The sequence below is a fragment of the Vibrio cidicii genome (assembly GCF_009665415.1).
Classification (GTDB): Bacteria; Pseudomonadota; Gammaproteobacteria; order Enterobacterales; family Vibrionaceae; genus Vibrio; species Vibrio cidicii.
Window position 1 is genome coordinate 2,047,876 of record NZ_CP035921.1, and the last position, 26,386, is coordinate 2,074,261.

Consider the following 26,386-nt stretch of genomic DNA (forward strand, 5'->3'; position numbering starts at 1 on the left):
TCGAGGATACATTATGAACAGTGCAGTTGAAGCGCAATTGGCTGAATTGGGTATTGAAGGTTACCTAGAGCAGCATCAAAACAAATCATTACTGAGATTCCTGACCTGCGGTTCGGTGGACGACGGCAAGAGCACCTTGATTGGTCGTTTGCTGCATGATTCGAAGCAGATCTACGAAGATCAACTGGCGGCGGTCCATTCAGACAGCCAACGTGTTGGCACTACAGGCTCGCGTCCGGATCTGGCGCTGCTGGTGGATGGTCTGCAAGCCGAGCGTGAGCAAGGGATCACCATTGATGTGGCCTATCGTTACTTCTCGACGCAAAAGCGTAAATTCATCATCGCTGACACCCCGGGACATGAGCAGTACACGCGCAACATGGCAACCGGTGCGTCAACCTGTGATCTGGCGGTGATCTTAATCGATGCGCGTAAAGGCGTGTTGGATCAAACTCGTCGCCACTCGTTTATCTCCAACCTGCTTGGTTTGAAACATTTTGTTGTTGCGGTCAATAAAATGGATCTGGTCGATTTCTCTGAGCAACGTTTTGAAGAGATCAAAGCGCAGTATCTGGCCTTCTCACAAAATCTGCGTGGTGAAACCAACATTCAGATCATTCCTATTTCGGCATTGGAAGGGGATAACGTGGTGGAGCCAAGCCAACACATGAGTTGGTATCTGGGCCCGTCACTGCTGGAAATTCTGGAAAGTGTCGATGTAGAAAAGGCCAAAGAGGCGGGCGAGTTCCGTTTCCCAGTGCAGTATGTCAGCCGTCCAAACCTCAACTTCCGTGGTTTTGCCGGCACCATTTCATCTGGCACGGTGAACGTGGGCGATCGCATTAAAGTGCTGCCGTCAGGTAAAACTTCCAGCGTGGCGCGAATTGTGACCTTCGACGGTGATTTGCAACAGGCGCAAGCGGGCCTAGCGGTGACGCTGACGCTGGCTGACGAAATTGATATCAGCCGTGGCGATCTGCTGGTACTGGAAGAGGCACAAGTGCAATCGACCAACCACCTGCTTGCCGATGTGGTGTGGATGACGGAGCAGCCGTTACAACCGGGGCGCGATTACGACATCAAGATTGCTGGTAAAAAGACCATCGGCCGTGTGGAAAGTATTCGCCATCAGTACGACATCAACCATCTTTCGTCGCACGGCGCCGCAGAGCTGCCGCTCAACGGTATTGGTCTGTGCGAGTGGACGCTCAACGAAGCGGTGGCGCTGGATAACTACCAAGAGTGTGCTGATACCGGTGGCTTTATCATCATCGACCGTTTGACCAATGTCACCGTAGGTGCGGGCATGGTGAGCGAGAGCCTTGCCGCGGTCGCTCAGGCAAGTGGTGATTTCAGCGCATTTGAAGTTGAACTGAACGCTTTGATCCGTAAGCACTTCCCACATTGGGATGCCAAAGATCTCAGTGCGTTGATTAAGAAGTAGTAGTTAGTGATGGGAGCGTGCTCCCCAGTGAGGATGAGGTATGTGGGAGCAAGGAATGGTTTTGGCGATGCTGCTGGGCATCATCACATGTTTGCTCGTCACGAAAATTAAGCCGAGCTATATTTTCGCTGCCGCCGCGTTTGTGGCTTTTATGGCGGGAATGAGCGACTTAACCACCATTGCGGCCAACTTTACCAACTCCTCACTGCTGACTTTAGTGCTGTTGATCTTGGCCTCCACGGCACTGGAAAAAACGCGCTTGATTAGTTGGGTGAGCCGCAATATTTCCGAAGGCCGTTTAGCGACTGTGATTGCTAAATTGGGCTTGTCGACTGCGCTACTCTCCTCGTTTACCAACAACACCGCAGTGGTGGTGTCGTTGATTGGTGCGGTCAAACGTAATCAGCAGCATGCGCCGTCAAAGCTGCTGATCCCGCTCTCTTATGCGGCGATTTTTGGTGGTACGCTCACCTTGATTGGCACCTCGACCAACCTGATCATCAACAGTTTCGTTGAAGACGCGGGCTTGCCGAGCATGTCTTTCTTTGCGCCGACCTTGATTGGTTTGGCGGTATTGCTGGGTGGGGTGCTAATCTTAATCCCGCTCAGTTATCTGTTGCCAGATTACGACGAGCAAGGACAAGATGATCTGCCGTACTTCTTAGAAGCGCGTGTTGAACCCGGCTCTCCTTTGGTTGGGCGTAGTGTGACCGAGAACAATTTGCGCGCTTTGCGTAAGCTGTTTTTGGCTGAAGTGATCCGCAATGGCGAAACAGTTTCTTCGGTTGGTCCGGATTTTGTTTTGCAAGCCAAAGATCGACTGCTGTTTTGTGGTGACGTAGACAGTGTCTCAACATTGCAAGAGATCCCTGGGCTGACGCTGTTCGGTCAGCAGCATCTTAACGGACAGAACTTTGTCGAAGTGGTGGTGAGCTCTTCGGCCAGCTTTTGCAACAAGACACTGAAATCGAGCCGTTTTCGCGATCGCTTTGATGCTGTCGTGGTGGCGATTCGCCGCGGTCATGAGAGGCTGGAAGGCGGTTTGGGTAACATTAGCTTGGCTGCGGGCGACACTCTGGTTTTGGTGCCGGGCAAGCGTTTTGAAGCTGAGCGCCAAGCACATCGCAAAGAGTTTGTCTTGGTTAACGATCTCGATTCCAGCGCTCGCCTCGACAGCCACAAATCGACGTTAGTGTTACTGGGTTTTGTCGCGGTGATTGCGGCGGCACTGCTTAACCTTGTGCCGATCATCAAAGGGCTCGCCATCTATTTATTGGCCTTGCTGCTGTGCGGAATCGTACAGATCAGTGAGCTCAGACGCCGCTTCCCGCTGGATATTGTGGTGATAGTCGGCTCAGCCTTGTCGATCGCGCAATTGATGATCTCGTCGGGTTTTTCGGCGCGCATGGGCGGCATGTTTATCGAAGCATTTAATGGTTGGGGCGTATTCGGCGCACTCGTCGCCACCTACATGATGACGCTGATCCTCACTGAGTTAGTGACTAATAATGCAGCGGCGGCATTGGCGTTTCCGATCGGCTACAGTATGGCGCTAGGCTATGGGGTGGATCCGATGCCGTTTATTATGGCGGTGCTGTTTGGCGCGAGCGCCAGTTTTATCTCCCCGTATGGCTATCAAACCAACTTATTGGTTTACAGTGTGGGCAACTATCGCCTGTCGGATTATCTGAAAATTGGCGTGCCAGTGTCATTGGTCTACTCCACCTTGGTCCTTACTTTTATTCCGATCTTTTTCCCATTTTAAAAGGATTTGTTATGAGCAGCGTGAGCGCGAACAACGATGAAAATATTGTCTGGCATCAGCATATGATTGATAAATCGTATCGTGCCGGGCTCAAACAGCAAAAGCCAGCCGTGCTTTGGTTTACTGGCTTGTCGGGTGCGGGCAAATCGACCATTGCGGGGGCGCTGGAAACACGTTTGGCAGAGCTGGGCTATCACACCTACTTATTAGATGGTGATAATGTGCGGCACGGTTTGTGTAGCGATCTTGGCTTTTCTCAGCAGGATCGCCGCGAAAACATTCGCCGCATTGGTGAGTTAGCCAAGTTGATGGCCGATGCCGGCTTGATTGTCCTCACCGCATTCATCTCACCGCATCGCGCTGAGCGCCAGTTAGTGCGGGATCTGTTGCCCGACGGCGAGTTTATTGAAGTGTTCGTCAACACCTCATTGCAAGTGTGTGAGCAGCGTGATCCGAAAGGCTTATATAAGAAAGCTCGCGCCGGGGAGATTGCCAACTTTACTGGCATCGATTCGGATTATGAAGCGCCACTCAATGCAGAGATCGATCTGCCTGCCGGAGAGAAACCCATTGAGGCGCTGGTGGATCAATGCATTGAAACGCTGGTGGCTCGCGGGATCATTCGCTCATCCTAACCACCAGTGAGCGGCATCATACTGTATGGTGAATGCCGCTTTGCACATCACTCTGTACGGTAAATTTTTGATTAAGCATCGCCAGCATCTGATCGTAATACTGGCTGTTGGGTTTATTGCCGAGCAGTTTACACAGTTCATTGCCCGTTGGTGTAAAGCGGTAATAGAGCAGGCGCACGCCTTTACTCAGCACATTCAACTGCAAGTTGCGTCCTTGATAACTTAAAATCAGCGGCGTTTCGATTTCGATTTCACCCGATTCCAACTCAGTGCCATGCAGCAGGCCCAATTCAATCAGCACCAACAAGCTAGAAAACGACAACTGGAAGCTGCCCATGTTGATGTTGGTGGTGGTGTCGCGTTTGCCAAAACTGAAAATGCCGCCTTGAAAACGATAGCCAATCAGCAGCTTACGACTGTTGTCTGCACCAAAGCTGCAAGCGAGTGACGATGCGCGTTGTAAGATGTGCGCCTCTTTCGGTGTCATGTCATGCAGTACCTTCAAGGCTTTCATCGAGGTGGAACCTGGGTTGGTCACTTCTCGTTTCAGCACTTGTGCCCACAGTTTCTGCATCGCTGAGTTGTGGATCTCTTGCGCCATATCGAAAAAGCGGTACAGCCAATCTTGATCCGGATCGCCTGCGGTTTCATCTTTGCAAGAGAGATGGGCCAGTTTCAAGATCTGTTCAAGGTTACGCTGGCGCTGCTCTTTGCGTTTCTCTTCACGCAACAAAGCCCGTTCGATGGTGGTTTTTTGCGGCGGATCTTTTTGCAGCAGCGCGTCTAAGCCATAGGTTTGCGCGATCGTCGTGATGCGGCTGGCGCTGTCACGAATGTAACCACTTTTCTTCTCTTGGCTGCTGTGCGGCTTGGGATCGGCTTCTTGGTCAATCACGACCGGCGTTCGGCTATCCGCCATCGTACCTTCCTTTCCATTGCAGGGTGAATGCTAGGCTCAATGTACTCCTTATCGCCAAACCAGTGCAACAACGAACAATCACACTCTTGATGATCAATTTGCGCTTAGAGCGGCGAAAATCGTGATCTCGGTAAAAATGCACTGTCACAAATGATAATAAGTTGTTAAAATTGTTATTGTCTTTTGTGAGGAGCTTATGAAGTATTTCGGAGAGAATAAACTTAAAAAGCACCTGCCAACCGCACTGCTATTGATTGCTTATTTGGTCACGTTGGTCTATTTAGCCAAATATATCGCCTGAGCCAGTGAAATTGACAGGTTACGTCGATGTTTAAAATTGGTTACATGTCATCGTAAGCTTCAATCGCATCCCCTTGGATGACATAAGCCGTTTCGGCCAACTCGTGGCTGACGGTTTCCGTTTTCAGCGTTCCCACCACGTAAATCACATCCCACAGCTCTTGGACTGGCGCACCTTTGGGGAACTTAACGTAAATAATTTGGTTTGGCGGCGGTGGTGGCACATGGATACACGCGCCAAAGTAAGGTACCAACAAAAACTCGGTCACTTTATTGGCATCCCCTTCCAGCGGAATCACAAAACCGGGGATCTTCACTTTACTGCCATTGAGCTCTGGACGAACGCCTCCCAATTTGGTTTGGCTGACCGCATTACCGGAATGGTCGGCGGCGGGCATGCCGACGCTGTCGAAGAGTTTTCTCTCTTGCTCGGGCACCAGATCGATCCAGTCCAGCGTCATCACATCCTGGCTGGCTGCCAAGGCGGGAAACCAAGGCGTTAAAATTAAGCTTAATAGCAAGATAACTTTGCTTTTCATGAACGATTAAATCCTTATGGTCATTCCATCACTGAGAGATTGTTTGTAAGCCCGGAAAGCAGGAATAAAGCCGATGAAGATTCCTGCCCCTTGGACACAAGCAAGGAGCAGCCACTCATGTGCCGAGATGGCCGTCATCGCAATATTGATTCCGTATTGTTGCTGAATCAGCGGGTGAGCGACGGCGATCAGCGCGTACACCCCGGCTACCCCAGTCACAATCCCGACAAACGTGAGCAGGCTCGCTTCACTTATAAGCAGGGTAAAGACATGCCGTGGGCGCGCGCCCATTGCCCTGAGGATCGCCATTTCACGCCGCCGTTCTTGTAAGCTGGTGAGTAGGCTGCTGAGCATACCCAAAAGACCCGCGACGACCACAAACACCGACACCGCCAGCAGCGCTTGCTCGGCAACCGACATCATCCCCCAAAGTTCATGCAAAGCGACACCTGGCATAATGGCGCTAAGCGGCTCTTGCGGGTAGGTGTTGATCTGTCTTTGTAGGGCGAACGTTTGAATGCGCGACTTGAGGCCAATCAGCATCGCGGTGATCTGCTTGGGCTGGAAGTCTCTGTGTGCCAGTTGCGTTGCATCGGGCGTTGGGCCCATGCGCGCACCAGATTCCCAGCCGACGTGAATCGCTTCAATCGCCTCAAGTGAGACGTGCACGGTTTTGTCTACGGGTGTGCCTGTCGGGGCTAAAATGCCGACCACTTTGAAGGGCAAATTGTCATGGCGACTGAAGCCGACATCGCTGATGCCGTGCGCGATGACTATCTCACTGCCTAGCTGGTAACCGAGTGTTTTCGCCACATCGTAGCCAAGCACGGTTTCAAACAAGCCGTTGAACGCTTTACCTTGGGAAAAAGTCAGTGGTTGCTTACTTCCGTACTTGTAGTGCTCAAAGTAGCTGTGGTTGGTGCCCATCACCCGAAAACCTTGGTGCGAATCGCCGAGCGAGATGGGAATAGCCCATTCAACCGAGCGATGGTTGGCAAACTCTTGGTAGCTTTTCCAGTCGATATTGTTGGTGGCGTTGCCAATACGAAATACCGAGTAAAGCAGCAAGTTCACTTGGCCAGATCGGCCTCCGACAATGAGGTCTGTGCCGGAAATGGTATTGGCAAAGCTCTCTTTGGCTTGGGTGCGAATTCGCTCCACGCCCATCAGCAGCAGCACAGAAATGGCGACCGTCATGACCGTCAGTGCGGCGGTGGCTTTACGGTTACGTAAACTTTTCCAAGCGAGATTGAAGATGGCACTCATGCGATAACTCCTGCTTGGTTCAATTCACGTAAGTCGATAGTGCGGTTAAACAGCGCTTCCAAACTCGGATCGTGGCTGACGAAAATCAGGGTGGCGTTGACCGAGTTGGCTTGCTCCATCAGCAGTTCGATAAAGGCGCTGCGGTTGTCGTAATCGAGCGCGGAGGTGGGTTCATCTGCAATGACTAACTCTGGCGCGCCGATCAGCGCGCGCGCCGCCGCCACGCGCTGTTGCTGGCCGATACTCAGTTCGCTGACGGGTTTGTTGTGCAGCGCGGGCGGCAGATGCAGGCGCGTTAACAGCTGTATTGCCCGCTCGTGTGCCTGACCGCCAACTTGTCCCGCGCGCAGCTTGGAAAACTGACAAGGTAGCAGTACGTTTTCCACTACATTGAGATAGGGCAACAAATTGAACTGCTGGAAAATGTAGCCGATGTGATCGGCGCGAAACTTGTCTCGCGCACTGGGCGACAAGCTGCCGAGATCGGTGCCGAGAATACGTAGTTGCCCAGATTGCAGCGCGTTAATGCCAGTCATTAGACTGAGCAACGTCGATTTGCCACAACCGCTGGGGCCTTTTATAAAAACGTGCTCACCACGCAAAATACGCAGCTCCGGGATGTGTAAGATCGGCTGCTGCGCATCTTTCCATGTAAACGTGGCCTGATTGAGCCAAACCACTTCAGACGAAGTATTTACCATAGATTTTCACCATGCTCTGTGCTTTTCAGAAAAAGCAGGTAAGTAAACACTTACCTGCTCGGTTCTTATTTCAAAGAGATTCGTGCGTTTTCAGCCGATAGTTGCGTGGCACTCTGCTTTTTATCGGTAAGCACATTCGCGGTGATGGATTGGGTCGCGGCAAAATGGCTGAACCACTGGGTATCTAGCGTACTCAGTTCGGTCAGATTGTCACAATGGTATTGATATTGAACGGTAAATGCGCCATGACTATCGTGGTCGTGGTCGTGGTCGTGGTCGTGGTCGTGGTCGTGGTCGTGGTCGTGGTCATCATGATGTTTTTCATGATCGTGTTTGTCACCCTCATGGTGTTCATGTTCATGTTCATGTTCATGTTCATGCTCATCGGCATCGTGGTGATCATGATGATGCTCGTCACCCGCTAAGGTATGGGCTACATCGACCTTCTCAATCTGGCATTTGGCCTTGGCATTGAGGGTAACGATCTGATCAGCTTGTTGCAGTAAGGCGATGCTCTTTTGCAAGCGTTGCTCTTGCTCTGCGTTTTCAGGTGCGTGCTCAAAGCCGACCACATCAGCACCGGGTGCGGTGATCTCGATCAACAGATCGTGACCATCTTGAGCGACGTTAAATTCCACTTGGCCATGAACATGGGCATCGTGTTGGCGAAATCCTTCTTCAGCTGTTGCGAGAGAGGAGAAAGAGAGGCCAACCAAAACGGCCAATGAAGTTTTGCGTAACATGAATAAATTCCTTATTTGTCTGAATTGTCGATATTTGGTTTAACAATAGGTCAAATAAGGCGGTGAACGCGCGAGGTAAGCCGAAAAGCTCTCAGCACGGGTCTCGCTTTGCCAGATGAAAACAGGGCAAAGTGTCGCAGCCGTGACTGCTGTGTGCTGCGGCAGGCTTGCGCCAAGGCCGTGGCTGGCACTGGCAAACTGCTCGCAATGGTGTTGCAGGTGGTGTTCGGGGTTGAAGTCCAACTGATGGGCAAGGCTGGCAAAGCTGAGAAATAGCGTCAACACCACCGCCAAGTAGGCAGTGTAGTGGAATCTGAAATGACGAAGACGTATCCAACCCGGCATGTTTACGGCGACCAGTGACAAGGTGTTACAATATAACAGCTGTAGCGCAAAAAAGTTCACTCATTTTTCTATAAATAGACTTTTTATAAAACGATTTTATTAAAATTTTCTCATTCAATGACAAAAACCCATACCGTGTGAGTATGGGTTTTGTGCACAGGCTGCGACGCCGCTCTCGCTGAGCCAATCGTGCGTTAGATATTCGCTTTGACTAGTGCGATCACTTGAGCAATTTCGCTGTCAGAAAGCGCACCTTCTTTGACAAACAACACCTTGCCCTGCCTGTCTTGCACTATGATGGCGGAGCTTTCTTCTTTTAGCGCCCAATTTTTGGCGACCACACCATTTTCATCCAGCACCAGAGAAGACCAAGGAAACTCCACTTTGCTGTCTTGGGCGGAGGATTTGACAAACGAGCCTGTTCCCCATATCGCATCATCTTGATTGATGATGGTGGTGGTTTGGTAATGCTCTGCTGGAAACTGAGCCGCGGTGATCGCTTGCATCAGAGGGGCGTTCATCTCTTTTGAGCTGCTGCGGCCAGCGATGGCTTGGATTACGCGGACTTTGCCAAGCATCTGCTGCGATGCCCAAGGTTGGAACGCAGTGCCTTTGCCTTGCAGAACGATTTCGCCATACGCATCAACATTGACCGCAGGCACTGCGCTGCCGAGTGAAAGGTTGTGGGCCGCCGCGCCGAATGACGCGCTAAGCAGCGCAAGAGTGAGGAGAGTCTTTGGTTTCATGAGTGTTTTTCCTTATCAAGACAATTTGTCCATTTTATCGTGAGCGGCCACAGTATAATACGTCGCAGGGAAAATTTACTGGCTTTAGGTAACATTTTTTTAACACTTTGCCGGGCGTTGGTTTATCTCACTATGGGCTTGCTGTATGATAGCGTCCATTAGCCAACGCTAAAGTGATAAAAACACAGCGAAGGCAGATGCCCGAAAGAGGCAGATAAAGGGGATTCCCCCCGTTTCTCAAACGGAATTTGAGGATGATGTATGTTGCGCGAGTTTGCTGTTTATCGACCACGCCAAGTGGCTCGATTCGTTAAGACCCAATTTAAAGGGGACTTTTTCATTCAAGGGATCGGCGAGTTTCATTTCGACCAAGGCAAGGTGCAGTTGCCCGATCTGAGTAATCCGCAAAAATTGGCGGTGTTTCGCGAAGTGAACGCGGAAATTGCTGCGCTCTCTTTGGTGGCGTAAGTTAAGGTAAAAACGCTACCGCAGCGTGGCGACGGTAGCGTATAAAATCAGGCTTGTGGTGGGAAGCAGACCCCAGTACCACCGAGACCGCAGTAACCATCCGGGTTTTTCGCTAAATATTGTTGATGATACGTTTCAGCGAAGTAGTACTCTCCTGCCGGAGCGATTTCGGTGGTGATTGTGCTACGCTGGCTGTCGCTGAGCGCGCGTTGATACGCTTGTTTCGATGCAGTGGCGATGGCCAGTTGCTCATCGCTGTAGGTGTAAATCACCGAGCGGTATTGGGTGCCAAGATCATTGCCTTGTCGCATTCCCTGAGTGGGGTCATGGCGTTCCCAAAATTTCTCTAGCAACTGTGACAACGAAATCTGCTGCGACTCGAACACTACGCGCACCACCTCAGTGTGGCCCGTTTGCCCGCTACACACCTCTTCATAGGTTGGGTTTGGTGTAAAGCCACCGCTGTAACCGACCGAAGTCGACACCACGCCATCCAATTGCCAGAACAGGCGTTCAGCGCCCCAGAAGCAGCCCATACCCAGCAAGATCTCTTGTTGGGTACCGACCACGGGTGCGGTGATATCGCTGTGGTTGACGAAATGCTGTGTTTCAACGCGAAGCGGTGTTGCACGACCGGGCAGTGCACTCTCTTGGCTGACCATGATTTGTTTGTTAAGCATGTGATTTCCCTTTGTTCATCTGTGATAAAGCGGCGGACTAAATCCGGATATCGGTTGTTCCTTTTGGGGGCGAATGCTATCTTGCACTCTCATGACAGACCGGACGAAATGGTGAGCTATTTTACTGCCATTGTCTCCAGTGCATCGGTCTGCGAACTCTTGGAAAGCGCTTGTGGCTCTCCGTCGCCTGAACGATATCAAGCCCTCGTTTTGTACGTACTAAAGCATGATAAGAAAAGTTATTCCAGCCTTTATCGGCATGATCTTCGCCAGTCAAACCTTTGCGTCCAGCGAGGTGGATTTGACTTTGGAAGGCGTTAGCGGTGCCTTAAAAGAGAATATTGAAGCTCATTTATCCTCCATTCCTAGCGAGGATTACGCCACTTCCCTGCGTTTTCAATCTCGGCTTGATAACATTATCAATGAAGCGCTCAAGGCGTTAGGTTACTACCACGCTTCGGTGGAATATCAAATCTCCCCAGACAACGATGAGTTGACAGCGATCATCTCGCCCGGCGACGTGATGAAACTGGCTGAGGTGGACGTGCGTTTCACCGGTGAAGCCGCCAGTGATGACCGTTTTGCTGCGCTTTTAGAAAACTCATCGCTTAAGGTGGGGGCGGCGCTTAATCATGGTGATTACGACGCGCTCAAAGCCTCGATTCGTAATCTTGCTCTGCAACGGGGTTATTTCAAGGGCGATTTTACTGCGGCGCGTTTGGAAGTGTCGCCCGATCTTAATAAAGCCTTTGTACGTTTGCACTATGACAGCGGCATTCGTTACCAATTCGGTGACACACAAATTGTTGGTAGCCAGATTGAAGAAGCTAAAGTGCGCTCCTTGCAGCCGTATAAAAGCGGCGAGCCTTATCTGGTCGCCAAAGTGGGGGAGTTTAACCAAAATCTTTCAAACACCGACTGGTTCTCTTCGGTACTGGTGGAGCCCGATATCAGCGCGCTGGATGAACGCCGCGATCTGCCGATGAAAGTCTCTTTGGCGCCTCAGAAAAAAAATCAGTTGGAAACGGGTATCGGTTATGCCACCGACGTGGAGTTGCGCGGCACGCTCAAATGGAAAAAGCCGTGGCTCAATGAGCAAGGCCACAGCTTCGACAGCAGTTTGTCGCTTTCTAAACCGGAGCAGACTATCACGGCGGGCTACCAGATCCCGCTGGAGGATGTGTTGCACGACTACTACCGAGTTCAATACGCGATGAAAAATGTCGACAGTCGCGATACCAAAAGTTTGGAGTCTAACCTCGCGGTTGAGCGCCACTGGCTGTTGGACAACCGTTGGCACCGCACCGTGTTTGTCCGTTATTTGATTGAGAACTATGAACAAGGTTTGCAAGACGATGTGGCACAGTTTGTTTTGCCGGGCATCTCTTTTTCTCGCAGCCGGACTCGCGGCGGCGGTATGCCGATGTGGGGGGATAAACAGAGCATTACTTTAGAGTTCGGGGATGACTCTTTTGTTTCCGAAACACGCGTATTGCGTTTGCAAGGCCGCACATCCTGGATCCGCAGCTTGGGTGAAAATCACCGTGGCATTGCTCGTTTGGAAGGGGGCGCTAACCTCACCGAGGAGTTTGAGCGTCTATCACCGTCACTGCGTTTTTTCGCGGGCGGTGACAATAATTTGCGCGGCTACGCTTACGAGTCCATTTCCCCCCGAGACGACAGCAACGCACTGACTGGGGCAAAGTACATCGCCACCAGTACGCTAGAGTACCAATATCGTCTGTATGGTAACTGGTGGGCGGCAGCTTTTTTCGACTATGGCGACGCGTTTAACGACGCGCCAGAGTGGAAACGCGGCGCTGGCGTGGGCATTCGTTGGGGCTCGCCAGTCGGGCCGATTCGCTTGGACTTTGCTTGGGGGTTGGATGCCACACCCGGAGAGGAGTTTCGTATCCATTTCACCTTAGGGCCTGAGCTATGATCAAACGAATGTTTCGTTGGAGCAAATGGTGCTCTGCCGCGCTCGTTATGTTGCTTTTGTTGGTGTCACTACTGGTTGGGCTCGCGCTTTTTACCAATCTTGGCCTAAACAGCTTGGTTTCATTGGCAGAAAAAGCCATGCCGCAGCTCAGTGTGGGCAGCGCCGAAGGGGCACTGTTGCCCAAGTTCACTTTGCGTGAGGTGCGTTTTCAAGACGATGCTCTTCACCTTGAAACGTCGGTCGACGAACTGGGCTTGGCGATCGATATGGGCTGCTTTTGGCAAGGACGACTCTGCGTTGATGATTTGAGATTACACGGTTTGGCGTTAAGCTTGCCCGAGCTTGCGCCGTCACAGCAAGAGCCTGAACCAGAGAGCCCGCCGCTGACGATGATTAGCACTCCGCTCCCCATTGCGGTGCGCAATCTTGATCTCAGTGACATCAAGCTGGATATCCTTGGCAACCAAATCGATTGGCGGGAGTTTCGCTCTGGTCTTGCCATGCGGGGCGATCGTCTAACCATCACGCCAACGCGATTCAATGATGTCAATGTCACGCTCGCAGAAAGTGAGCCATCCTCAGCCAATCCACCTGTGGCTGAACCTAAACAAGATATCGTGCTGCCCGAGGTGTGGATACCACTCACGATTGAACTGCAACGTTTTGATCTCAATCGCTTTACTCTGCATCAAGCCACTCCGGTTGAGATCGAGCATCTTGGTCTTGAACTCAAAGCGGCCCAGCACCAAGTGCAAGTTCGCACCTTGGAGCTGGAGATGCCGCAAGTGAGCGCTCAGATTTCTGCGCAAACGGAGCTCCGCGGCGATTATCCACTCGAACTCACGCTCAAAGCACAGCTAAAAGAGAGCGAATTGCAAGGGCAGGTGATCAATCTCTCAGCCAGCCAAAGCGTAGCGAATCTCGCCGTGCAAAGCGATCTTTTAGGGCCCGTGCAAGCGCAGGTCACCGCTGAGTTACAGCCGCTAAAAGCACAGTTGCCCTTCAAAGTCGATTTGCAACAGCTCAAAAGCCAATGGCCCCTGAGCGGCCAAAGTGAATACCAAATTGAGGTGGCGAGTTTACGCGCGGACGGCTCTTTGGATAGTTATCAACTGGCGCTGCAAACCCACCTTGAAGGGGAAGCGATTCCGCCGCTGGATGTCGACCTCTCGGGTGAAGGCTCTTTGCAGCATATAAAGTTGGATAAACTGGTTTTGGCGACGTTAGGCGGGCAAGTGAGCGGTCAGGTTAGGGCCGACTGGCATGATACGGTGAGCTGGCAGGCCGATTTAGCCCTGCAAGACATTCAACCTGGGCAACAGTGGCCACAAGCGCAAGGTTACATTAGCGGTAAGCTCTCGACTTCGGGTTCCTTGACCGAACAAGGCGGTTGGCAAGTGGCGTTGCCGCTTTTAGATATTGATGGTGTGCTGCGTGATTACCCGCTCAATATCGAAGGGGATCTGCACATCGCCGATCGCCAAGGCAATGGCGATCTCAACGTGGACACGGCCGGATTAACCCTGTCGCATGGCCCTAACGGAATTACCGCCAAAGGCAAGCTGGATAAACATTGGTTGATGGACGTGCAGGTTCATTTCCCCGATTTGAGCAAAACCTTGCCGGATGTTGCTGGGCGCCTACAAGGCGACATTGCGTTGCGGGGCGAATTGCGCCAGCCCGATGTGCGTTTGGCACTGCAGGCCCAGGCGCTGAAATGGCAGCAACAAGCGAGTATTGAGCAGCTTTCGCTGCGTGGAACGCTGACGCCGCTGCCGACGGCACAAGCGGATTTGCGTTTGCAGGCGCGCGCGCTGCGCTATGAAGAAAAGCAGCTGGATTCGGTTGATCTCAGCCTCACTGGCAGTGAGCAGCAACATCAGTTGACGCTCGATGTGCTCTCGACACTTTTCTCCACCAGCCTCGCTATCGATGGCCAATTGAGTCGCGACAAAGAGATGGTCTGGTCTGGGGCGCTGCAACGAATGCAAGCCAGCAGCGAGCAGGGGACTTGGATTCTTGCCAATGCCGCCAAGCTCGCCGCTAATCTGGATACGCAGCAGTTTGATGTGAGCGCGCACTGCTGGCAGCAACAGCAGTCGAGTGTGTGTCTGACCCATGACATCCGCGTTGGCGAGCAAGGCGAAGCGGAAATCGCCATAAGCCAGTTCGATTTTGCGCAAATCGGCATGTTCTTGCCCCAAGAGAGCAAACTACGCGGACAATTGGACGCGACGCTTTGGGCTAATTGGGCGGCGAAACGCGCGCCGCATGTCAAAGTGGCGCTGACGATGCCAGCAGGAGAACTGGAACAGAGCCTAGACGAAACGCTGACCATAGGTTGGGACAGCGTGATGCTTAACGCCGAGTTGCAAGACGATGCACTTCGCGCCGATTGGCAGTTCAACATTCGCGACAACGGCGATGTGAGTGGTCAACTGAAGGTCGACAATGTGCAGGCCAAAGAGCCGCAGTTGGATGGCACCTTAGCGCTTGGGCAATTCAATCTCGATTTTCTCGCCCCATTAATTGGCGAATACAGTTCTCTGCAAGCGCTGATCTCTTCTCAGTTGGCGATCCGCGGTTCGGCATATCATCCGCAAGTGTTTGGTCAAGTGCTGGTGGATGAGATCCAAGTGCATGGCGATATCAGCCCGGTGGATGTGCAGCAAGGGCGAGTTGAGGTGCAGCTCAATGGCTATGATGCTGCGCTCAGTGCTGGCATTGTCACACCGGATGGTGAGCTAAAAGTGGACGGTACGGCCAACTGGCAGGATCTAGCCAACTGGCATAGCAAGTTGCGCGTGTTTGCCGATGAGCTGCAAGTGAACATGCCGCCGATGGTCCATATTAAACTGGTGCCGGACATGACCATCGAGGCTAAGCCTGGGCTGGCGAAAATCTCTGGGGATCTTGCTCTGCCCTGGGGGCGGATTGTGGTCGAAGAGTTGCCACCAAGTGCCGTGAGCATCTCCAAAGATCAGGTGCTGGTTAACGCCGAGTTGCAACCAGTAGAAAGTAGCGCGCCGATGCCCATCAATATCGAAACTGACATCAATATTCGTATTGGGGATGACTTTAAGCTGAGCGCTTTCGGCTTAGAGGGCGGTTTGCAAGGGCGCTTGAATGTGACGCAAAAAGACAAAGGGCCGTTTATTTTGGGTGAAGTGAACATTGTCAACGGCACCTATCGCTCTTTCGGGCAGGATTTGCAGATCCAAGAAGGCAAGGTGCTGATGAATGGCCCGGTGGATCAGCCCTATGTAGCAATCAAAGCGATTCGTAACCCGAACAATACCCAAGATGACGTGATTGCGGGAGTGAAAGTGACCGGACCGGCCAGCGAACCGATCATTACCATTTTCTCTGAACCTGCGCTTCCTCAGGCTAACGCGCTCTCTTATCTGCTGCGCGGGCAAAATATTGACGCCGAATCGGGTGGGGGCAATGCCATGACCACCGCGTTGATTGGGTTGAGCTTAGCCAAAAGTGGCAAAGTAGTGGGCGAGATTGGCGCGGCGTTTGGTGTGCAAGATCTGCAACTGGATACCACAGGTGCGGGCGATGAGTCTCAAGTGACGGTCAGTGGCTACATCATGCCCGGTTTACAAGTGAAGTATGGCGTGGGCATTTTCAAGCCGTTGGGTGAGTTCACTGTGCGCTACCGTTTGATGAAAGATCTCTACCTCGAAGGGGTGTCAGGAATCGAAAGTGCGGTGGATTTGATCTACCAGTTTGAATTTGATTAAAACGCTCGTGCATGCTATTTCTCATCCCAAGAGCATGCACCACAGAAGCAGGGAGAGCGTATGCAGCATTTGGTCTTTGTTTATGGAACCCTTCGCAAAGGGGAAGCAAACCACCACTATCTAGCGCAAAGTCAGTGTTTGGGCAGTTGTCAAAGCGGGCTGGATTATAAATTGTATGATCTGGGAGAGTATCCTGCGGTAAGTGATGGCAACACGGCCATCAGTGGTGAGGTGTATCTGATTGACGATCATACTTTACAGGCGCTCGATAAGCTGGAAGACGTGCCTGTGGAGTATCGTCGAGAAACCATTGAAACACCGTTTGGCACCGCATGGATTTATCTCTATCAAGACAGCAGTAAGCTGGTCAACGAGATCGCATCCGGAGACTGGTGCCAGCGGGTTTAAGCGAAAAAGAGCCAGACTTGTCTGGCTCTTTTGCTCTGGACAACGAGCGCTGGATTACTTTTGCGCGCGTTGGTAAGACTCTAGGATCTCTTTGCGAGCCGACTCGACATCTTCCCAGCCATCCACTTTCACCCATTTACCCGTTTCCAGCTCTTTGTAGCGCTCGAAGAAGTGGGTGATTTGCGCTTTGAGCAACTCAGGTAGATCGCCAACATCTTGGATGTGGTCATACTCTTTGGACAACTTAGAGTGCGGTACCGCGACCACTTTTGCATCTTCACCCGATTCGTCGGTCATTTTCAACACGCCAACTGGGCGGCAACGAATCACAGAACCCGGCATCAGTGGGTAAGGGGTTGGGACGAGCACGTCAACTGGGTCACCGTCTAACGAGAGCGTGTGGTTTACGTAGCCATAGTTACATGGGTAGAACATTGGTGCCGACATAAAGCGATCAACAAAAACCGCGCCAGACTCTTTATCGACTTCGTATTTGATTGGGTCAGCGTTGGCTGGGATCTCAATGACGACATACAGATCATCTGGTAGCGACTTACCCGCAGGTACGTTGTTTAAGCTCATGACTTTTCCTTTTCTGTTATTTTTGGGCTGAATGGCCCCAATTTAGCCGCAAATCACTCAGGATGTAAACCAGTGAGAAAGGCGTTTTTCATCGCATCTAACAAAAAAGCGCCTGCGGTTGCAGGCGCTTTGCGAGAAGGTTTTAGGCTTCGTCACGATGCAGTTCGAGGAACTCCTCGACTTTCTTCACCATATTGGTTGAACCGACGAAAAACGGCACACGCTGATGCAGTTCAGTCGGCTTGAGATCGAGAATACGGTTCACCCCGTCAGAGGCAAGGCCGCCAGCTTGCTCAATCAGAAAGGCCATTGGATTGCATTCATACAGCAGACGTAGCTTACCGTTCGGGTGGCTCTGTGTGCTCGGGTAGAGATAGATGCCGCCTTTAAGCAGATTGCGGTGAAAATCCGCCACCAGCGAGCCAATATAGCGTGACGTATACGGGCGACCATCTTCAGGCACATTCTCTTGGCAGTACTTGATGTATTTTTTGACGCCCATTGGGAAACGAATGTAGTTGCCTTCGTTGATGGAGTAAATCTTGCCATCTTGCGGGATCATCATGTTTTCATGCGATAGACAGAACGTGCCAAGCGATGGGTCGTAAGTAAAACCGTTAACGCCATTACCTGTGGTGTACACCAACATGGTGGATGAGCCGTAAATCACATAGCCCGCTGCCACTTGCTTGTGGCCGGGTTGAAGGAAATCTTCTTGTGTCGGTGGTGTGCCAATTGGCGACACGCGACGATAAATCGAGAAGATGGTGCCGACGGAGACGTTGACGTCGATGTTCGATGAGCCGTCCAGCGGATCCATCAACACAACGTATTTGGCATTCTTGTTTAACTCTTTGTTAAACGCGACCGCTTCATCTTCTTCTTCGCTGGCGACACCACACACTTGGTCGCGAGCTTCTAACGCAGATTTGAATTTCTCATTGGCGTAAACGTCGAGCTTTTGTTGAGCTTCGCCCTGCACGTTTTCCGTACCGACAGAACCGGTGATATCAACCAGACCCGCTTTGTTGATTTCACGGTTGACGATTTTCGCCGCCAGTCGAATGGACGACAAAAGAGATGACAGATCACCGCTAGCGTGGGGGAAGTCCGCTTGTTTCTCAACAATGAACTCGCCAAGGGTGCGCATTCCAGACATGTTATTTCCTTAAACTTCTCTGAATTAATCGGGGGTAGTGAGCGAGCATCTCTTATGGATGTTATCGTTTGCGCTCGCGATAAGTGTAAGGTTTAGATCTTATTAATGGTAATGAACTAACCGACCGAGATCTCAATTTGCTTGTCGACTATTAGCGAAGAAATTACATCAACTTAGGCGGGAGCTTGTGGCGATGTTGCACAAAAAAAGCGCAACAAAGTGGCGGAATTTTGCGCCGCCGAGCAGAAGCCAGATGATCGCCCTCGCTTTTCCGAGCGTTATCGCGATAATGGGAGGGACAAAAATTTCATAGAGCAGGATGAGCAACATGCATATTCATATCTTAGGGATCTGTGGCACTTTTATGGGCGGCGCCGCGATTTTGGCCCGGCAGTTAGGCCATAAGGTGACGGGGTCGGACGCCAACGTTTACCCACCAATGAGTACGCTTTTAGAATCTCAAGGTATTGAAATTATAGAGGGTTTTGACCCTTCTCAGTTGAACCCTGCTCCTGATCTTGTGGTGATTGGCAATGCCATGAGCCGTGGCAATCCGTGTGTTGAATACGTACTTAACCATAATTTGCGTTATACCTCTGGGCCGCAGTGGTTGCAGGAGTTCTTACTGCACGATCGCTGGGTGTTGGCGGTGTCAGGCACGCATGGCAAGACCACCACTTCAAGCATGCTGGCGTGGATTTTAGACGCATGCGGCTATCAGCCGGGATTTTTGGTCGGTGGTGTGCTCGGCAACTTCGGTGTCTCGGCGCGTTTGGGAGAAAGCATGTTTTTTGTTGTGGAAGCCGATGAATATGACAGTGCTTTTTTCGATAAACGTTCTAAGTTCGTTCACTACCATCCACGCACCTTGATTATGAATAATCTTGAGTTCGATCATGCGGATATCTTTGATGATCTGGAAGCGATCAAGCGGCAATTCCACCATCTGGTGCGCACGGTTCCTGGCAACGGGCGCATTCTCGCTCCACAGCAAGATGCGGCTTTGGCAGACGTTTTGCAACGTGGCTGCTGGAGCGAGCAGGAGTTTTCTGGCGCAGATGGCCAGTGGCAAGCAGAAAAGCGAGTCAAAGATGGTTCGCACTTTGCGGTCTTCTTCCAAGGTGAATGCGTGGGCGAAGTGAACTGGGACTTAGTGGGCGATCATAACGTCGACAATGCGCTGATGGCGATTGCGGCGGCGCGCCATGTCGGTGTGACGCCCGATATTGCCTGTCAGGCCCTCGGCCAATTTATCAATACCAAGCGCCGTTTAGAGCTGAAAGGCGAAGTGAACGGGGTGGCTGTGTATGATGATTTCGCGCATCATCCCACCGCGATTGAACTGACTCTCGGTGGTTTACGTAATAAGGTGGGCGACAAACCGATCTTTGCGGTTTTGGAGCCGCGCTCTGCAACAATGAAACGTGGGGTGCATAAAGAGACGCTTGCTGCTGCGTTAGCCCATGCTGATGAGGTGTTTTTATTTCAACCGCCGGGTTTGGATTGGTCGGTCGAGGCCGTGGCGGCACAATGTCAACAGCCTGCGTTTACCAGTGACAATATGGATGAGTTTGTTGCGCAAATTGCCAGCCGTGCCAAATCTGGGGTGCAAATCTTGGTGATGAGTAACGGCGGTTTTGACGGCATTCATGGCAAGTTGCTGGCGGCACTGGACAAGGCGTCTGACTGACTCGGCCCATAACTATGCCAACTTAAATCGTGCCAACTGAAATCATGCCAATTGAAATGACGATGACTGAAAAACAAAAAACAATCACACTGGCGTTTACGGGCGCATCTGGTGCGCCGTATGGTTTACGCCTGCTTGAATGCCTGCTTGCGGCGGATTATCAGGTCTACCTGCTGATTTCTTCCGCCGCGCGCGTGGTGCTAGCTACTGAGCAGGGGCTGAAGTTGCCCGCCAATCCACAAGCTGCACAAAGCGCGCTGGTGAACTATCTGGGCTGCTCGGCCGAGAAGCTGGTGGTGTGCGGTAAGGACGATTGGTTCTCGCCCGTTGCTTCCGGCTCCGCCGCGCCAAAGCAGATGGTGGTGTGCCCTTGCTCTGCGGGCAGTGTTGCGGCGATAGCACACGGCATGTCGGACAATTTAATTGAGCGCGCCGCTGATGTGGTGCTAAAAGAGCGTGGTCAATTGATCCTCGTGGTGCGCGAAACGCCGTTTTCCACTTTGCATCTGGAAAACATGCACAAGTTATCGCAGCTTGGTGTGACCATCATGCCCGCAGCGCCGGGGTTTTACCATCAACCACAACGTATTGAAGATCTGGTCGACTTTATGGTCGCACGCATTCTTGACCATCTTGGGGTCGAGCAAGGCTTAGTGCCGCGCTGGGGGTACGATAACCGCTCGCGTGACGAGCACGTATAGCCAAAGCGAACGTTTCGCATTACAATCCGCCTCACTCATCGGGGAGCTCATCTGCGCATTTTTGTCGCAGAAGCTGAGATCAGGCCATCGCCTGGGACCCGTATACCTGAACCAGATAATGCTGGCGTAGGAATTGAGTCAGGAATTTAATTCGCAATGGAAGATTAAAACCGACTTCAAACCTGTGCCGCTCCACTCATGTCATGAACGCAAATGGAGAGCGAGCCGTGAAAACCACTCTTAACCTGATTGCCCTAGCGATGGTCACTTCTGCCCCCGCTTTGGCTGCCGATAACACCCTCACTGTTTACACTTACGACTCTTTTGCCGCCGATTGGGGCCCGGGCCCGACGATCGAAAAAGCGTTCGAAGCGAAATGTGGCTGTGACGTCAACTTTGTTGCGCTGGATGATGGCGTGTCGATCCTTAACCGTCTGCGTCTTGAAGGCAAGAACAGCAAAGCGGATGTGGTGCTCGGGCTGGACAACAACTTGATGGCTGAAGCCAAAGCAACGGGTTTGCTGGCAGAACATCAGGTTGATACCCGTGCAGTTACGCTGCCAAAGGGTTGGTCTGATACGACGTTTGTCCCTTACGATTACGGCTACTTTGCTTTTATCTACAACAAAGAGACGCTGGCTAACCCGCCGAAGAGCTTAAAAGAGTTGGTGGAGCAGCGCCGCGATCTCAAAGTGATCTATCAAGATCCGCGCACCTCAACTCCAGGGCAAGGTTTGCTGCTGTGGATCAAATCCGTTTACGGCGATAGCGCTGTCGAAGCTTGGCAGCAACTGGCGAAAAAGACCGTGACGGTTACTAAGGGCTGGTCGGAAGCTTACTCTATGTTCCTCAAGGGCGAGTCCGATATGGTGCTGTCGTATACCACTTCTCCGGCCTATCACCTGATTGCGGAAAAGGACGCGAAATACGCGGCGGCGGGCTTTTCTGAAGGGCACTACATGCAAGTGGAAGTGGCGGCAAAAGTGAAAAGCAGCCAAAAACAGCAACTGGCCGATGAGTTTATGCGTTTTATTCTAAGTGACGAATTCCAAGCGGCGATGCCAACGGGCAACTGGATGTATCCGGTCACCGACGTAAAACTGCCTGAGGGTTTTGACACCTTAACTGTGCCGGTGAAATCACTCAGCTTCACTCCTGAAGAGGTGGCCGAAATGCGCAAGCCTTGGATCCGCGAGTGGCAAAGCGCGCTGACGTTTTAAGGCTGTACGTTGAACTCTGTACCTAAAGCGGGCATTGGGGTCGCGGTGATGATCGCGACCTTTGTCATTGCTGCGCTGGCAGCGCTCCTTTCTACGGCGCCCTCGCTGGATGTGAGCGTCATCTGGCGCGATCCTTACTATCGTCATGTCACCCAGTTCAGTTTCTGGCAGGCTTTTTTGTCGATGTTGCTCAGCGTCAGTTTGGCGATCCCGGTGGCGCATGCGTTGGCCAAACGACGTTTTCCTGGCCGCGCTCTGCTGTTGAAGCTGTTTGCTTCAACGCTGGTGTTACCGGTGTTGGTCGGGGTGTTTGGTCTTTTGGCGATTTATGGCAACAGTGGTTGGCTGGTGAGTCTGTTGCAACAAGCGGGCTACTTGAGATCGTTCTCCATTTACGGCTTGAGTGGTATTTTGCTTGCCCACGTGTTTTTCAATCTGCCGTATGCCGCGCGTTTGTTGCTACAAGCGCTGGAATCGATCCCGGCAGAGCAGCATAAACTGGCGGCTCACCTCGGTATGTCACCTTGGGATAAATTTCGTTTTGTTGAGTGGCCAAGGCTGCGCCAACAGCTGCCGCACGTCGGCGGCTTGGTGTTTATGCTCTGTTTCACCAGTTTTGCCACTGTGATGGCGTTGGGCGGTGGGCCGAAATCCACCACCATTGAACTGGCTATCTATCAGGCGATTAAATTCGATTTCGATCTGCAAAGCGGGGCGATTCTGGCTATCTGGCAAATGTTGCTGTGTGGCGTTTTGGCACTGGCGCTACAAAAATTGGCGCGTCCTTTACCGGTTTCTACAGGCAGTGGCAGCGAATCACCCTTTTTAGTGCGCGACAGCGGCCTACTGCGTGTTTGGGATTACGCTTGGATTTTGGCCGCTGCGCTTTTGGTGTTACCGCCGCTGCTGATGGTGATGTTCTCTGGAGTGAATGGCAAAGTGGTTGATGTGCTGGTTGATGCTCGTTTTTGGTCGGCACTTGGCGCATCACTGCAAGTCGCACTGCTTTCTGCCACGCTTGCGGTGGCGGCTGGCATGGCGATTCTATCGTCCAGCCGCATCTGGCGCATTGGGCAACATCGCCACCGCGCAGATAGTTTGGAGATTGTGGGCACCATCATTTTAGTCACCCCGGGGCTGGTGATTAGCACGGGAGTCTTCTTGCTGCTGCGCAGCGTGACCGACGTTTTCAGTTTAGCGTTAGTGGTGGTGGTTTTGGTCAATAGCTTGATGGCGCTGCCGTACGCGATCAAAACCTTGGCTCAGCCTATGTTGCATATTGAGCAGCAGTACCAATATCTGTGTGCCAGTTTAGGCATACGCGGGCTAAACCGCTTACGGGTGATTGAGCTGCGCGCGCTGTCGAAACCACTTGCTTCAGCGTTTGCGCTCTGTTTTATGTTTGCGATTGGCGATCTTAGCGCGATTGCGCTGTTTGGTAGCCAAGATTTTCGCACGCTGCCTTTGTACCTTTTCCAACTGCTAGGCAGTTACCAGATGGAATCGGCCGCAGTGGTCTCGCTCACTTTACTGCTGCTCAGTGTCGGCTGTTTTGCCCTGACTGAACGTCTATTTACCACCCGCGTTAGTGAGGAATCATGTTAACTCTCAATCAGGTCAAGTATTACTACCACGATGCGTTGTTTCACTTTGATCTACAGGTCGCGCAAGGGGAGATCGTCGCGCTGATGGGCCCAAGTGGCGCGGGCAAATCGACGCTGTTGGCGCTGCTCGCCGGGTTTATTGAACCGCAATCGGGCGAGATGGCGGTCAGCGGGCTCTCTTTACGCAACAAGCCGCCTTATCAGCGTCCGTTTTCCATGTTGTTTCAAGAGCACAACCTCTTTTCTCATCTCACGGTGGAGCAAAATATTGCTTTGGGCTTACAGTCTGGGCTCAAATTGAGCTCTGCCGAGCGCAAGCAGGTACAGCAGGCCGCAGAGCAAGTGGGCATTGCGTCTTATCTGTCACGTTTGCCGCAACAATTGTCGGGAGGACAGCGTCAGCGAGTGGCGCTGGCAAGGTGCTTTGTGCAGCCCAATCCGATCTGGCTGCTGGATGAGCCTTTTTCGGCGCTCGATCCGGTTTTGCGTGAAGAGATGCTGGCACTGGTGAAACATCTCGCTAAGGAGCGCAATATCACTGTTTTGATGGTGACGCACCACGTGAGTGATGCTCGTGCGATTGCCAGCCATTTTGCCTACATTGCCAATGGTTACGTTGAGCAGTTTGGCACCATAGCGCAGTTAACCGCCACACATGCCAATCGCGCTTTAGCTGAGTTTGTCCAAGCGGGAAGTTAACGTTTGAAACGTGGATAAGAAAAAGGTTGGCACAAGGCCAACCTTTGTTTTTTTACAACGATGAAGCGATCGCTTCGTCGTTAAGTTGTTTAAGAACTTGGAAAATTTCACGAAACGCTTTGGGCGGTTTGTTGTTTTGCTTCTCTTTGACTGCGGTACGAGCAAGCTGACGCAAGCGCTGACGATCCGCAGCAGGGTAGAGCTCCATCACCTCGTCAATCACGCTATCCCCTTCGGCAATCACGCGATCACGCAGCGTTTCTAACTTATGCAGTACCGCCGTGTTTTGTGAGTGTTTGTTGCGCAGTTTATCCAACGCCGCTTGAATCGGTTCTGGATCTTCTTGACGCATCACTTTGCCGATGTATTGCAGTTGGCGACGACGAGCTTCGTTTTTAAAACGTTGCGCATCTTTGATCGCCTCGAGCAAATCTTCACTGATCGGAAATTTCGCCAATACGGAAGGTTTGAGTTCAACCAACTCTTCCCCCAGTTTTTGCAACTCATCCATATCGCGTTTCATCTCAGATTTGCTGACTATGATGATTTCTTCTTCTGGTTCCCATGGCGCTTTTTGGTTTTTACGAGCCATCTTTTCTGCCTATGTCACTTTCTCTCAATAAGATTAGCCCCATTTTAACAAGAATCGTGGGGAGAAAGCGAAATTCTTGTTATTCTTAGCCTATCGCTCATCAAAGATTATTGAGATATGGATGTAAAACAGCAAGTTGCTCAACAGAGAATTGAGCTTGAAGCCGCCGTAGCCAGAGCGCTCGAGCTCGCGGCGCAACAGTCCGACGCTGCGGAAGTCGCCATCACTAAGACGACAGGGCTCAGTGTTTCTACACGCATGTGTGAAGTCGAAAATGTCGAGTTCAACAGTGATGGCGCGCTTGGTATTACCGTCTACCGTGGTCAGCGCAAAGGCAGCGCTTCGACCTCGGATCTGAGTGAAAAAGCGATTCAGCAAACCGTATTGGCGGCGTTGGATATTGCGCTGTACACCTCGGAAGATCCCTGTTCCGGCCCGGCTCCAGCTGAGCTGATGGTCAAGGATATCCCAGATCTTGACCTCTTCCACCCAGACACGCCTGATCCAGATTACGCAGCGAAGATTGCCATTGCGGCCGAGCGTGAAGCGCTGAGTTATAGCGACAAAATTAAGCAGAGCGATGGCGCAAGCTATGACAGCCACTATGGTGTGCGTGTGTATGGCAATAGCCACGGCTTGCTAGCGAGCTATGCATCGAGCCGTCACAGCATCAGTTGCTGTGTGATTGGTGAGGGCAAAAATGGCGAGATGGAACGCGATTACAGCTACACCATGGCGCGTCATCGTGATGACATGTGGACGCCAGAGCAAGTCGGTCAAGAAGCCGCGGAGAAAACCATTCAACGCTTGGATGCGCGTAAGCTGAAAACGGGTAAGTTCCCAGTGATGTTTGCGCCGGATGTAGCCACGGGGTTGATGGGCCACTTAGTGATGGCGATAAGTGGCGGCAATCTCTATCGTAAATCTTCTTTCTTGCTCGACAAATTGGGTCATCAGGTGCTGCCTGAGTGGTTTAATATCAGCGAGCGTCCACACATTCTACGTGGTCTGGCTTCAAGCCCATTTGATAGCGAAGGCGTGTTCACTCAAGATAGAGAGATCATTACCGATGGCGTACTGGCCACTTACCTGCTGACCAGTTACGCAGCGCGCAAAATGAACATGGCGCCAACCGGCCATGCGGGCGGAATCCATAACTGGTTTGTCAAATCAACTGGGCAGACTTTTAGTCAGATGCTCAAAGAGCTCGGCACAGGCTTACTGGTTACAGAAGTGATGGGACAAGGTGTCAACGTGGTGACGGGTGATTACTCCCGGGGCGCCGCGGGTTTCTGGGTAGAAAATGGTGAAATCCAATACCCAGTGTCAGAGATCACCATCGCAGGTAATCTCAAAGAGATGTTTACGCGCATTGTCGCGGTCGGCAGTGATGTGGAAACGCGCTCGCAGATTCAAACTGGCTCGATTTTGTTGGAGTCGATGAAAATCGCGGGTGAATAGCCATCGGTTGTCGCACAATAAAAAGCGC

The 26,386-nt window shown here is 51.9% G+C and carries 24 protein-coding genes and 1 riboswitch; of the genes, 13 read left to right on the forward strand and 11 right to left on the reverse strand.

Going from position 1 to position 26,386, the window contains the following annotated elements:
* The first annotated feature begins 13 nt into the window (after positions 1-13).
* Genes cysN through cysC form a run of 3 tightly spaced genes read left to right on the forward strand, consistent with a single transcriptional unit; the run spans position 14 to position 3,844 of the window.
* A complete protein-coding gene (gene cysN / locus EWA64_RS10485) occupies positions 14-1,444 on the forward strand; it encodes a sulfate adenylyltransferase subunit CysN (RefSeq protein ID WP_061895309.1) in 1,431 nt (476 codons plus the stop codon).
* 40 nt (positions 1,445-1,484) lie between these two features.
* Positions 1,485-3,209, forward strand: coding sequence for an SLC13 family permease (locus EWA64_RS10490; protein ID WP_061895308.1), 1,725 nt, complete (start codon positions 1,485-1,487; stop codon positions 3,207-3,209).
* A gap of 11 nt (positions 3,210-3,220) precedes the next feature.
* Positions 3,221-3,844, forward strand: a complete 624-nt coding sequence (gene cysC / locus EWA64_RS10495; protein WP_061895307.1) for an adenylyl-sulfate kinase — start codon at positions 3,221-3,223, stop codon at positions 3,842-3,844.
* 16 nt (positions 3,845-3,860) lie between these two features.
* Here the strand turns inward: cysC and EWA64_RS10500 are convergent, their stop codons facing one another.
* The 7 genes from EWA64_RS10500 to EWA64_RS10530 form a co-directional block, all read right to left on the reverse strand.
* Entirely contained in the window at positions 3,861-4,763 is a 903-nt protein-coding gene (locus EWA64_RS10500) for a TIGR03899 family protein (protein WP_039440333.1), read from the reverse strand.
* Between the two features lie 341 nt (positions 4,764-5,104).
* Complete coding sequence (locus EWA64_RS10505; RefSeq protein WP_039430739.1) at positions 5,105-5,602, reverse strand: DUF3299 domain-containing protein; 498 nt, start codon at positions 5,600-5,602, stop codon at positions 5,105-5,107.
* Positions 5,603-5,608: 6 nt separating this feature from the next.
* On the reverse strand, positions 5,609-6,868 hold the full coding sequence (locus tag EWA64_RS10510) for an ABC transporter permease (protein ID WP_039430736.1): 1,260 nt from the start codon (positions 6,866-6,868) through the stop codon (positions 5,609-5,611).
* Entirely contained in the window at positions 6,865-7,569 is a 705-nt protein-coding gene (locus tag EWA64_RS10515) for an ABC transporter ATP-binding protein (RefSeq protein ID WP_061895306.1), read from the reverse strand. Before EWA64_RS10515 ends, EWA64_RS10510 begins: the two co-directional genes overlap by 4 nt.
* Positions 7,570-7,634: 65 nt before the next feature.
* Positions 7,635-8,312 carry a zinc uptake protein ZrgA gene (zrgA, locus tag EWA64_RS10520; protein ID WP_061895305.1) on the reverse strand — a complete coding sequence of 226 codons (678 nt, stop codon included), beginning with the start codon at positions 8,310-8,312 and terminating at the stop codon, positions 7,635-7,637.
* Between the two features lie 39 nt (positions 8,313-8,351).
* A complete protein-coding gene (locus EWA64_RS10525) occupies positions 8,352-8,717 on the reverse strand; it encodes a DUF2607 family protein (protein ID WP_052072630.1) in 366 nt (121 codons plus the stop codon).
* Between the two features lie 134 nt (positions 8,718-8,851).
* Positions 8,852-9,403, reverse strand: coding sequence for a YtfJ family protein (locus EWA64_RS10530; protein WP_061895304.1), 552 nt, complete (start codon positions 9,401-9,403; stop codon positions 8,852-8,854).
* A gap of 261 nt (positions 9,404-9,664) precedes the next feature.
* On the opposite strand from EWA64_RS10530, the gene EWA64_RS10535 reads away from it, so the two are divergent.
* Positions 9,665-9,871: a DUF1107 family protein gene (locus EWA64_RS10535; protein ID WP_039440343.1), complete on the forward strand. Its 207-nt coding sequence runs from the start codon at positions 9,665-9,667 to the stop codon at positions 9,869-9,871.
* Between the two features lie 47 nt (positions 9,872-9,918).
* Here EWA64_RS10535 and msrA read toward each other — a convergent pair whose 3' ends face one another.
* Positions 9,919-10,551, reverse strand: coding sequence for a peptide-methionine (S)-S-oxide reductase MsrA (gene msrA / locus EWA64_RS10540; RefSeq protein ID WP_061895303.1), 633 nt, complete (start codon positions 10,549-10,551; stop codon positions 9,919-9,921).
* Positions 10,552-10,777: 226 nt separating this feature from the next.
* On the opposite strand from msrA, the gene tamA reads away from it, so the two are divergent.
* From tamA to EWA64_RS10555, 3 genes are read left to right on the forward strand one after another with little or no spacing between them, the layout of a single operon-like run.
* Positions 10,778-12,493 carry an autotransporter assembly complex protein TamA gene (tamA, locus tag EWA64_RS10545; protein WP_061895302.1) on the forward strand — a complete coding sequence of 572 codons (1,716 nt, stop codon included), beginning with the start codon at positions 10,778-10,780 and terminating at the stop codon, positions 12,491-12,493.
* Positions 12,490-16,242, forward strand: coding sequence for an autotransporter assembly complex protein TamB (gene tamB / locus EWA64_RS10550; RefSeq protein ID WP_061895301.1), 3,753 nt, complete (start codon positions 12,490-12,492; stop codon positions 16,240-16,242). The genes tamA and tamB overlap by 4 nt, the downstream gene beginning before the upstream one ends.
* 60 nt (positions 16,243-16,302) lie before the next feature.
* Positions 16,303-16,650: a gamma-glutamylcyclotransferase family protein gene (locus EWA64_RS10555; RefSeq protein ID WP_039430714.1), complete on the forward strand. Its 348-nt coding sequence runs from the start codon at positions 16,303-16,305 to the stop codon at positions 16,648-16,650.
* A gap of 54 nt (positions 16,651-16,704) precedes the next feature.
* Here the strand turns inward: EWA64_RS10555 and ppa are convergent, their stop codons facing one another.
* Both ppa and fbp read right to left on the reverse strand, forming a co-directional pair.
* On the reverse strand, positions 16,705-17,232 hold the full coding sequence (ppa, locus tag EWA64_RS10560) for an inorganic diphosphatase (RefSeq protein WP_039430711.1): 528 nt from the start codon (positions 17,230-17,232) through the stop codon (positions 16,705-16,707).
* 142 nt (positions 17,233-17,374) lie between these two features.
* The gene (fbp, locus tag EWA64_RS10565) at positions 17,375-18,391 is read right to left on the reverse strand and encodes a class 1 fructose-bisphosphatase (protein ID WP_061895300.1); all 1,017 of its coding nucleotides are present in this window, start codon (positions 18,389-18,391) and stop codon (positions 17,375-17,377) included.
* A gap of 328 nt (positions 18,392-18,719) precedes the next feature.
* Here fbp and mpl point away from each other — a divergent pair, with 328 nt between their 5' ends.
* The 5 genes from mpl (at position 18,720) to thiQ (ending at position 24,305) form a co-directional block, all read left to right on the forward strand.
* Positions 18,720-20,081, forward strand: a complete 1,362-nt coding sequence (mpl, locus tag EWA64_RS10570) for a UDP-N-acetylmuramate:L-alanyl-gamma-D-glutamyl-meso-diaminopimelate ligase (protein WP_061895299.1) — start codon at positions 18,720-18,722, stop codon at positions 20,079-20,081.
* 62 nt (positions 20,082-20,143) lie between these two features.
* Positions 20,144-20,782 (forward strand): flavin prenyltransferase UbiX, encoded by a 639-nt coding sequence (locus tag EWA64_RS10575; protein WP_411292408.1) that lies wholly within the window; start codon positions 20,144-20,146, stop codon positions 20,780-20,782.
* A gap of 29 nt (positions 20,783-20,811) precedes the next feature.
* Positions 20,812-20,932: riboswitch (TPP riboswitch) on the forward strand.
* 77 nt (positions 20,933-21,009) lie between these two features.
* A complete protein-coding gene (thiB, locus tag EWA64_RS10580) occupies positions 21,010-22,002 on the forward strand; it encodes a thiamine ABC transporter substrate binding subunit (RefSeq protein ID WP_061895298.1) in 993 nt (330 codons plus the stop codon).
* Between the two features lie 9 nt (positions 22,003-22,011).
* Positions 22,012-23,607 (forward strand): thiamine/thiamine pyrophosphate ABC transporter permease ThiP, encoded by a 1,596-nt coding sequence (thiP, locus tag EWA64_RS10585; protein ID WP_061895297.1) that lies wholly within the window; start codon positions 22,012-22,014, stop codon positions 23,605-23,607.
* On the forward strand, positions 23,601-24,305 hold the full coding sequence (gene thiQ, locus EWA64_RS10590) for a thiamine ABC transporter ATP-binding protein (RefSeq protein WP_061895296.1): 705 nt from the start codon (positions 23,601-23,603) through the stop codon (positions 24,303-24,305). Before thiP ends, thiQ begins: the two co-directional genes overlap by 7 nt.
* Before the next feature lie 52 nt (positions 24,306-24,357).
* Here thiQ and yjgA read toward each other — a convergent pair whose 3' ends face one another.
* A complete protein-coding gene (gene yjgA, locus EWA64_RS10595; RefSeq protein ID WP_061895295.1) occupies positions 24,358-24,897 on the reverse strand; it encodes a ribosome biogenesis factor YjgA in 540 nt (179 codons plus the stop codon).
* A gap of 117 nt (positions 24,898-25,014) precedes the next feature.
* Between yjgA and pmbA the strand changes: the two genes are divergently transcribed.
* Positions 25,015-26,358 (forward strand): metalloprotease PmbA, encoded by a 1,344-nt coding sequence (pmbA, locus tag EWA64_RS10600; protein WP_061895294.1) that lies wholly within the window; start codon positions 25,015-25,017, stop codon positions 26,356-26,358.
* The last annotated feature ends 28 nt before the right edge of the window (positions 26,359-26,386 follow it).

Excerpts from the sequence above, each read along its gene's own strand:
- cysN (WP_061895309.1), top strand. The coding sequence starts at position 14 with ATGAACAGTGCAGTTGAAGCGCAATTGGCTGAATTGGGTATTGAAGGT.
- EWA64_RS10490 (WP_061895308.1), top strand. The coding sequence starts at position 1,485 with ATGTGGGAGCAAGGAATGGTTTTGGCGATGCTGCTGGGCATCATCACA.
- cysC (WP_061895307.1), top strand. The coding sequence starts at position 3,221 with ATGAGCAGCGTGAGCGCGAACAACGATGAAAATATTGTCTGGCATCAG.
- EWA64_RS10500 (WP_039440333.1), bottom strand. The coding sequence starts at position 4,763 with ATGGCGGATAGCCGAACGCCGGTCGTGATTGACCAAGAAGCCGATCCC.
- EWA64_RS10505 (WP_039430739.1), bottom strand. The coding sequence starts at position 5,602 with ATGAAAAGCAAAGTTATCTTGCTATTAAGCTTAATTTTAACGCCTTGG.
- EWA64_RS10510 (WP_039430736.1), bottom strand. The coding sequence starts at position 6,868 with ATGAGTGCCATCTTCAATCTCGCTTGGAAAAGTTTACGTAACCGTAAA.
- EWA64_RS10515 (WP_061895306.1), bottom strand. The coding sequence starts at position 7,569 with ATGGTAAATACTTCGTCTGAAGTGGTTTGGCTCAATCAGGCCACGTTT.
- zrgA (WP_061895305.1), bottom strand. The coding sequence starts at position 8,312 with ATGTTACGCAAAACTTCATTGGCCGTTTTGGTTGGCCTCTCTTTCTCC.
- EWA64_RS10530 (WP_061895304.1), bottom strand. The coding sequence starts at position 9,403 with ATGAAACCAAAGACTCTCCTCACTCTTGCGCTGCTTAGCGCGTCATTC.
- EWA64_RS10535 (WP_039440343.1), top strand. The coding sequence starts at position 9,665 with ATGTTGCGCGAGTTTGCTGTTTATCGACCACGCCAAGTGGCTCGATTC.
- msrA (WP_061895303.1), bottom strand. The coding sequence starts at position 10,551 with ATGCTTAACAAACAAATCATGGTCAGCCAAGAGAGTGCACTGCCCGGT.
- tamA (WP_061895302.1), top strand. The coding sequence starts at position 10,778 with ATGATAAGAAAAGTTATTCCAGCCTTTATCGGCATGATCTTCGCCAGT.
- tamB (WP_061895301.1), top strand. The coding sequence starts at position 12,490 with ATGATCAAACGAATGTTTCGTTGGAGCAAATGGTGCTCTGCCGCGCTC.
- EWA64_RS10555 (WP_039430714.1), top strand. The coding sequence starts at position 16,303 with ATGCAGCATTTGGTCTTTGTTTATGGAACCCTTCGCAAAGGGGAAGCA.
- ppa (WP_039430711.1), bottom strand. The coding sequence starts at position 17,232 with ATGAGCTTAAACAACGTACCTGCGGGTAAGTCGCTACCAGATGATCTG.
- fbp (WP_061895300.1), bottom strand. The coding sequence starts at position 18,391 with ATGTCTGGAATGCGCACCCTTGGCGAGTTCATTGTTGAGAAACAAGCG.
- mpl (WP_061895299.1), top strand. The coding sequence starts at position 18,720 with ATGCATATTCATATCTTAGGGATCTGTGGCACTTTTATGGGCGGCGCC.
- EWA64_RS10575 (WP_411292408.1), top strand. The coding sequence starts at position 20,144 with ATGACTGAAAAACAAAAAACAATCACACTGGCGTTTACGGGCGCATCT.
- thiQ (WP_061895296.1), top strand. The coding sequence starts at position 23,601 with ATGTTAACTCTCAATCAGGTCAAGTATTACTACCACGATGCGTTGTTT.
- yjgA (WP_061895295.1), bottom strand. The coding sequence starts at position 24,897 with ATGGCTCGTAAAAACCAAAAAGCGCCATGGGAACCAGAAGAAGAAATC.
- pmbA (WP_061895294.1), top strand. The coding sequence starts at position 25,015 with ATGGATGTAAAACAGCAAGTTGCTCAACAGAGAATTGAGCTTGAAGCC.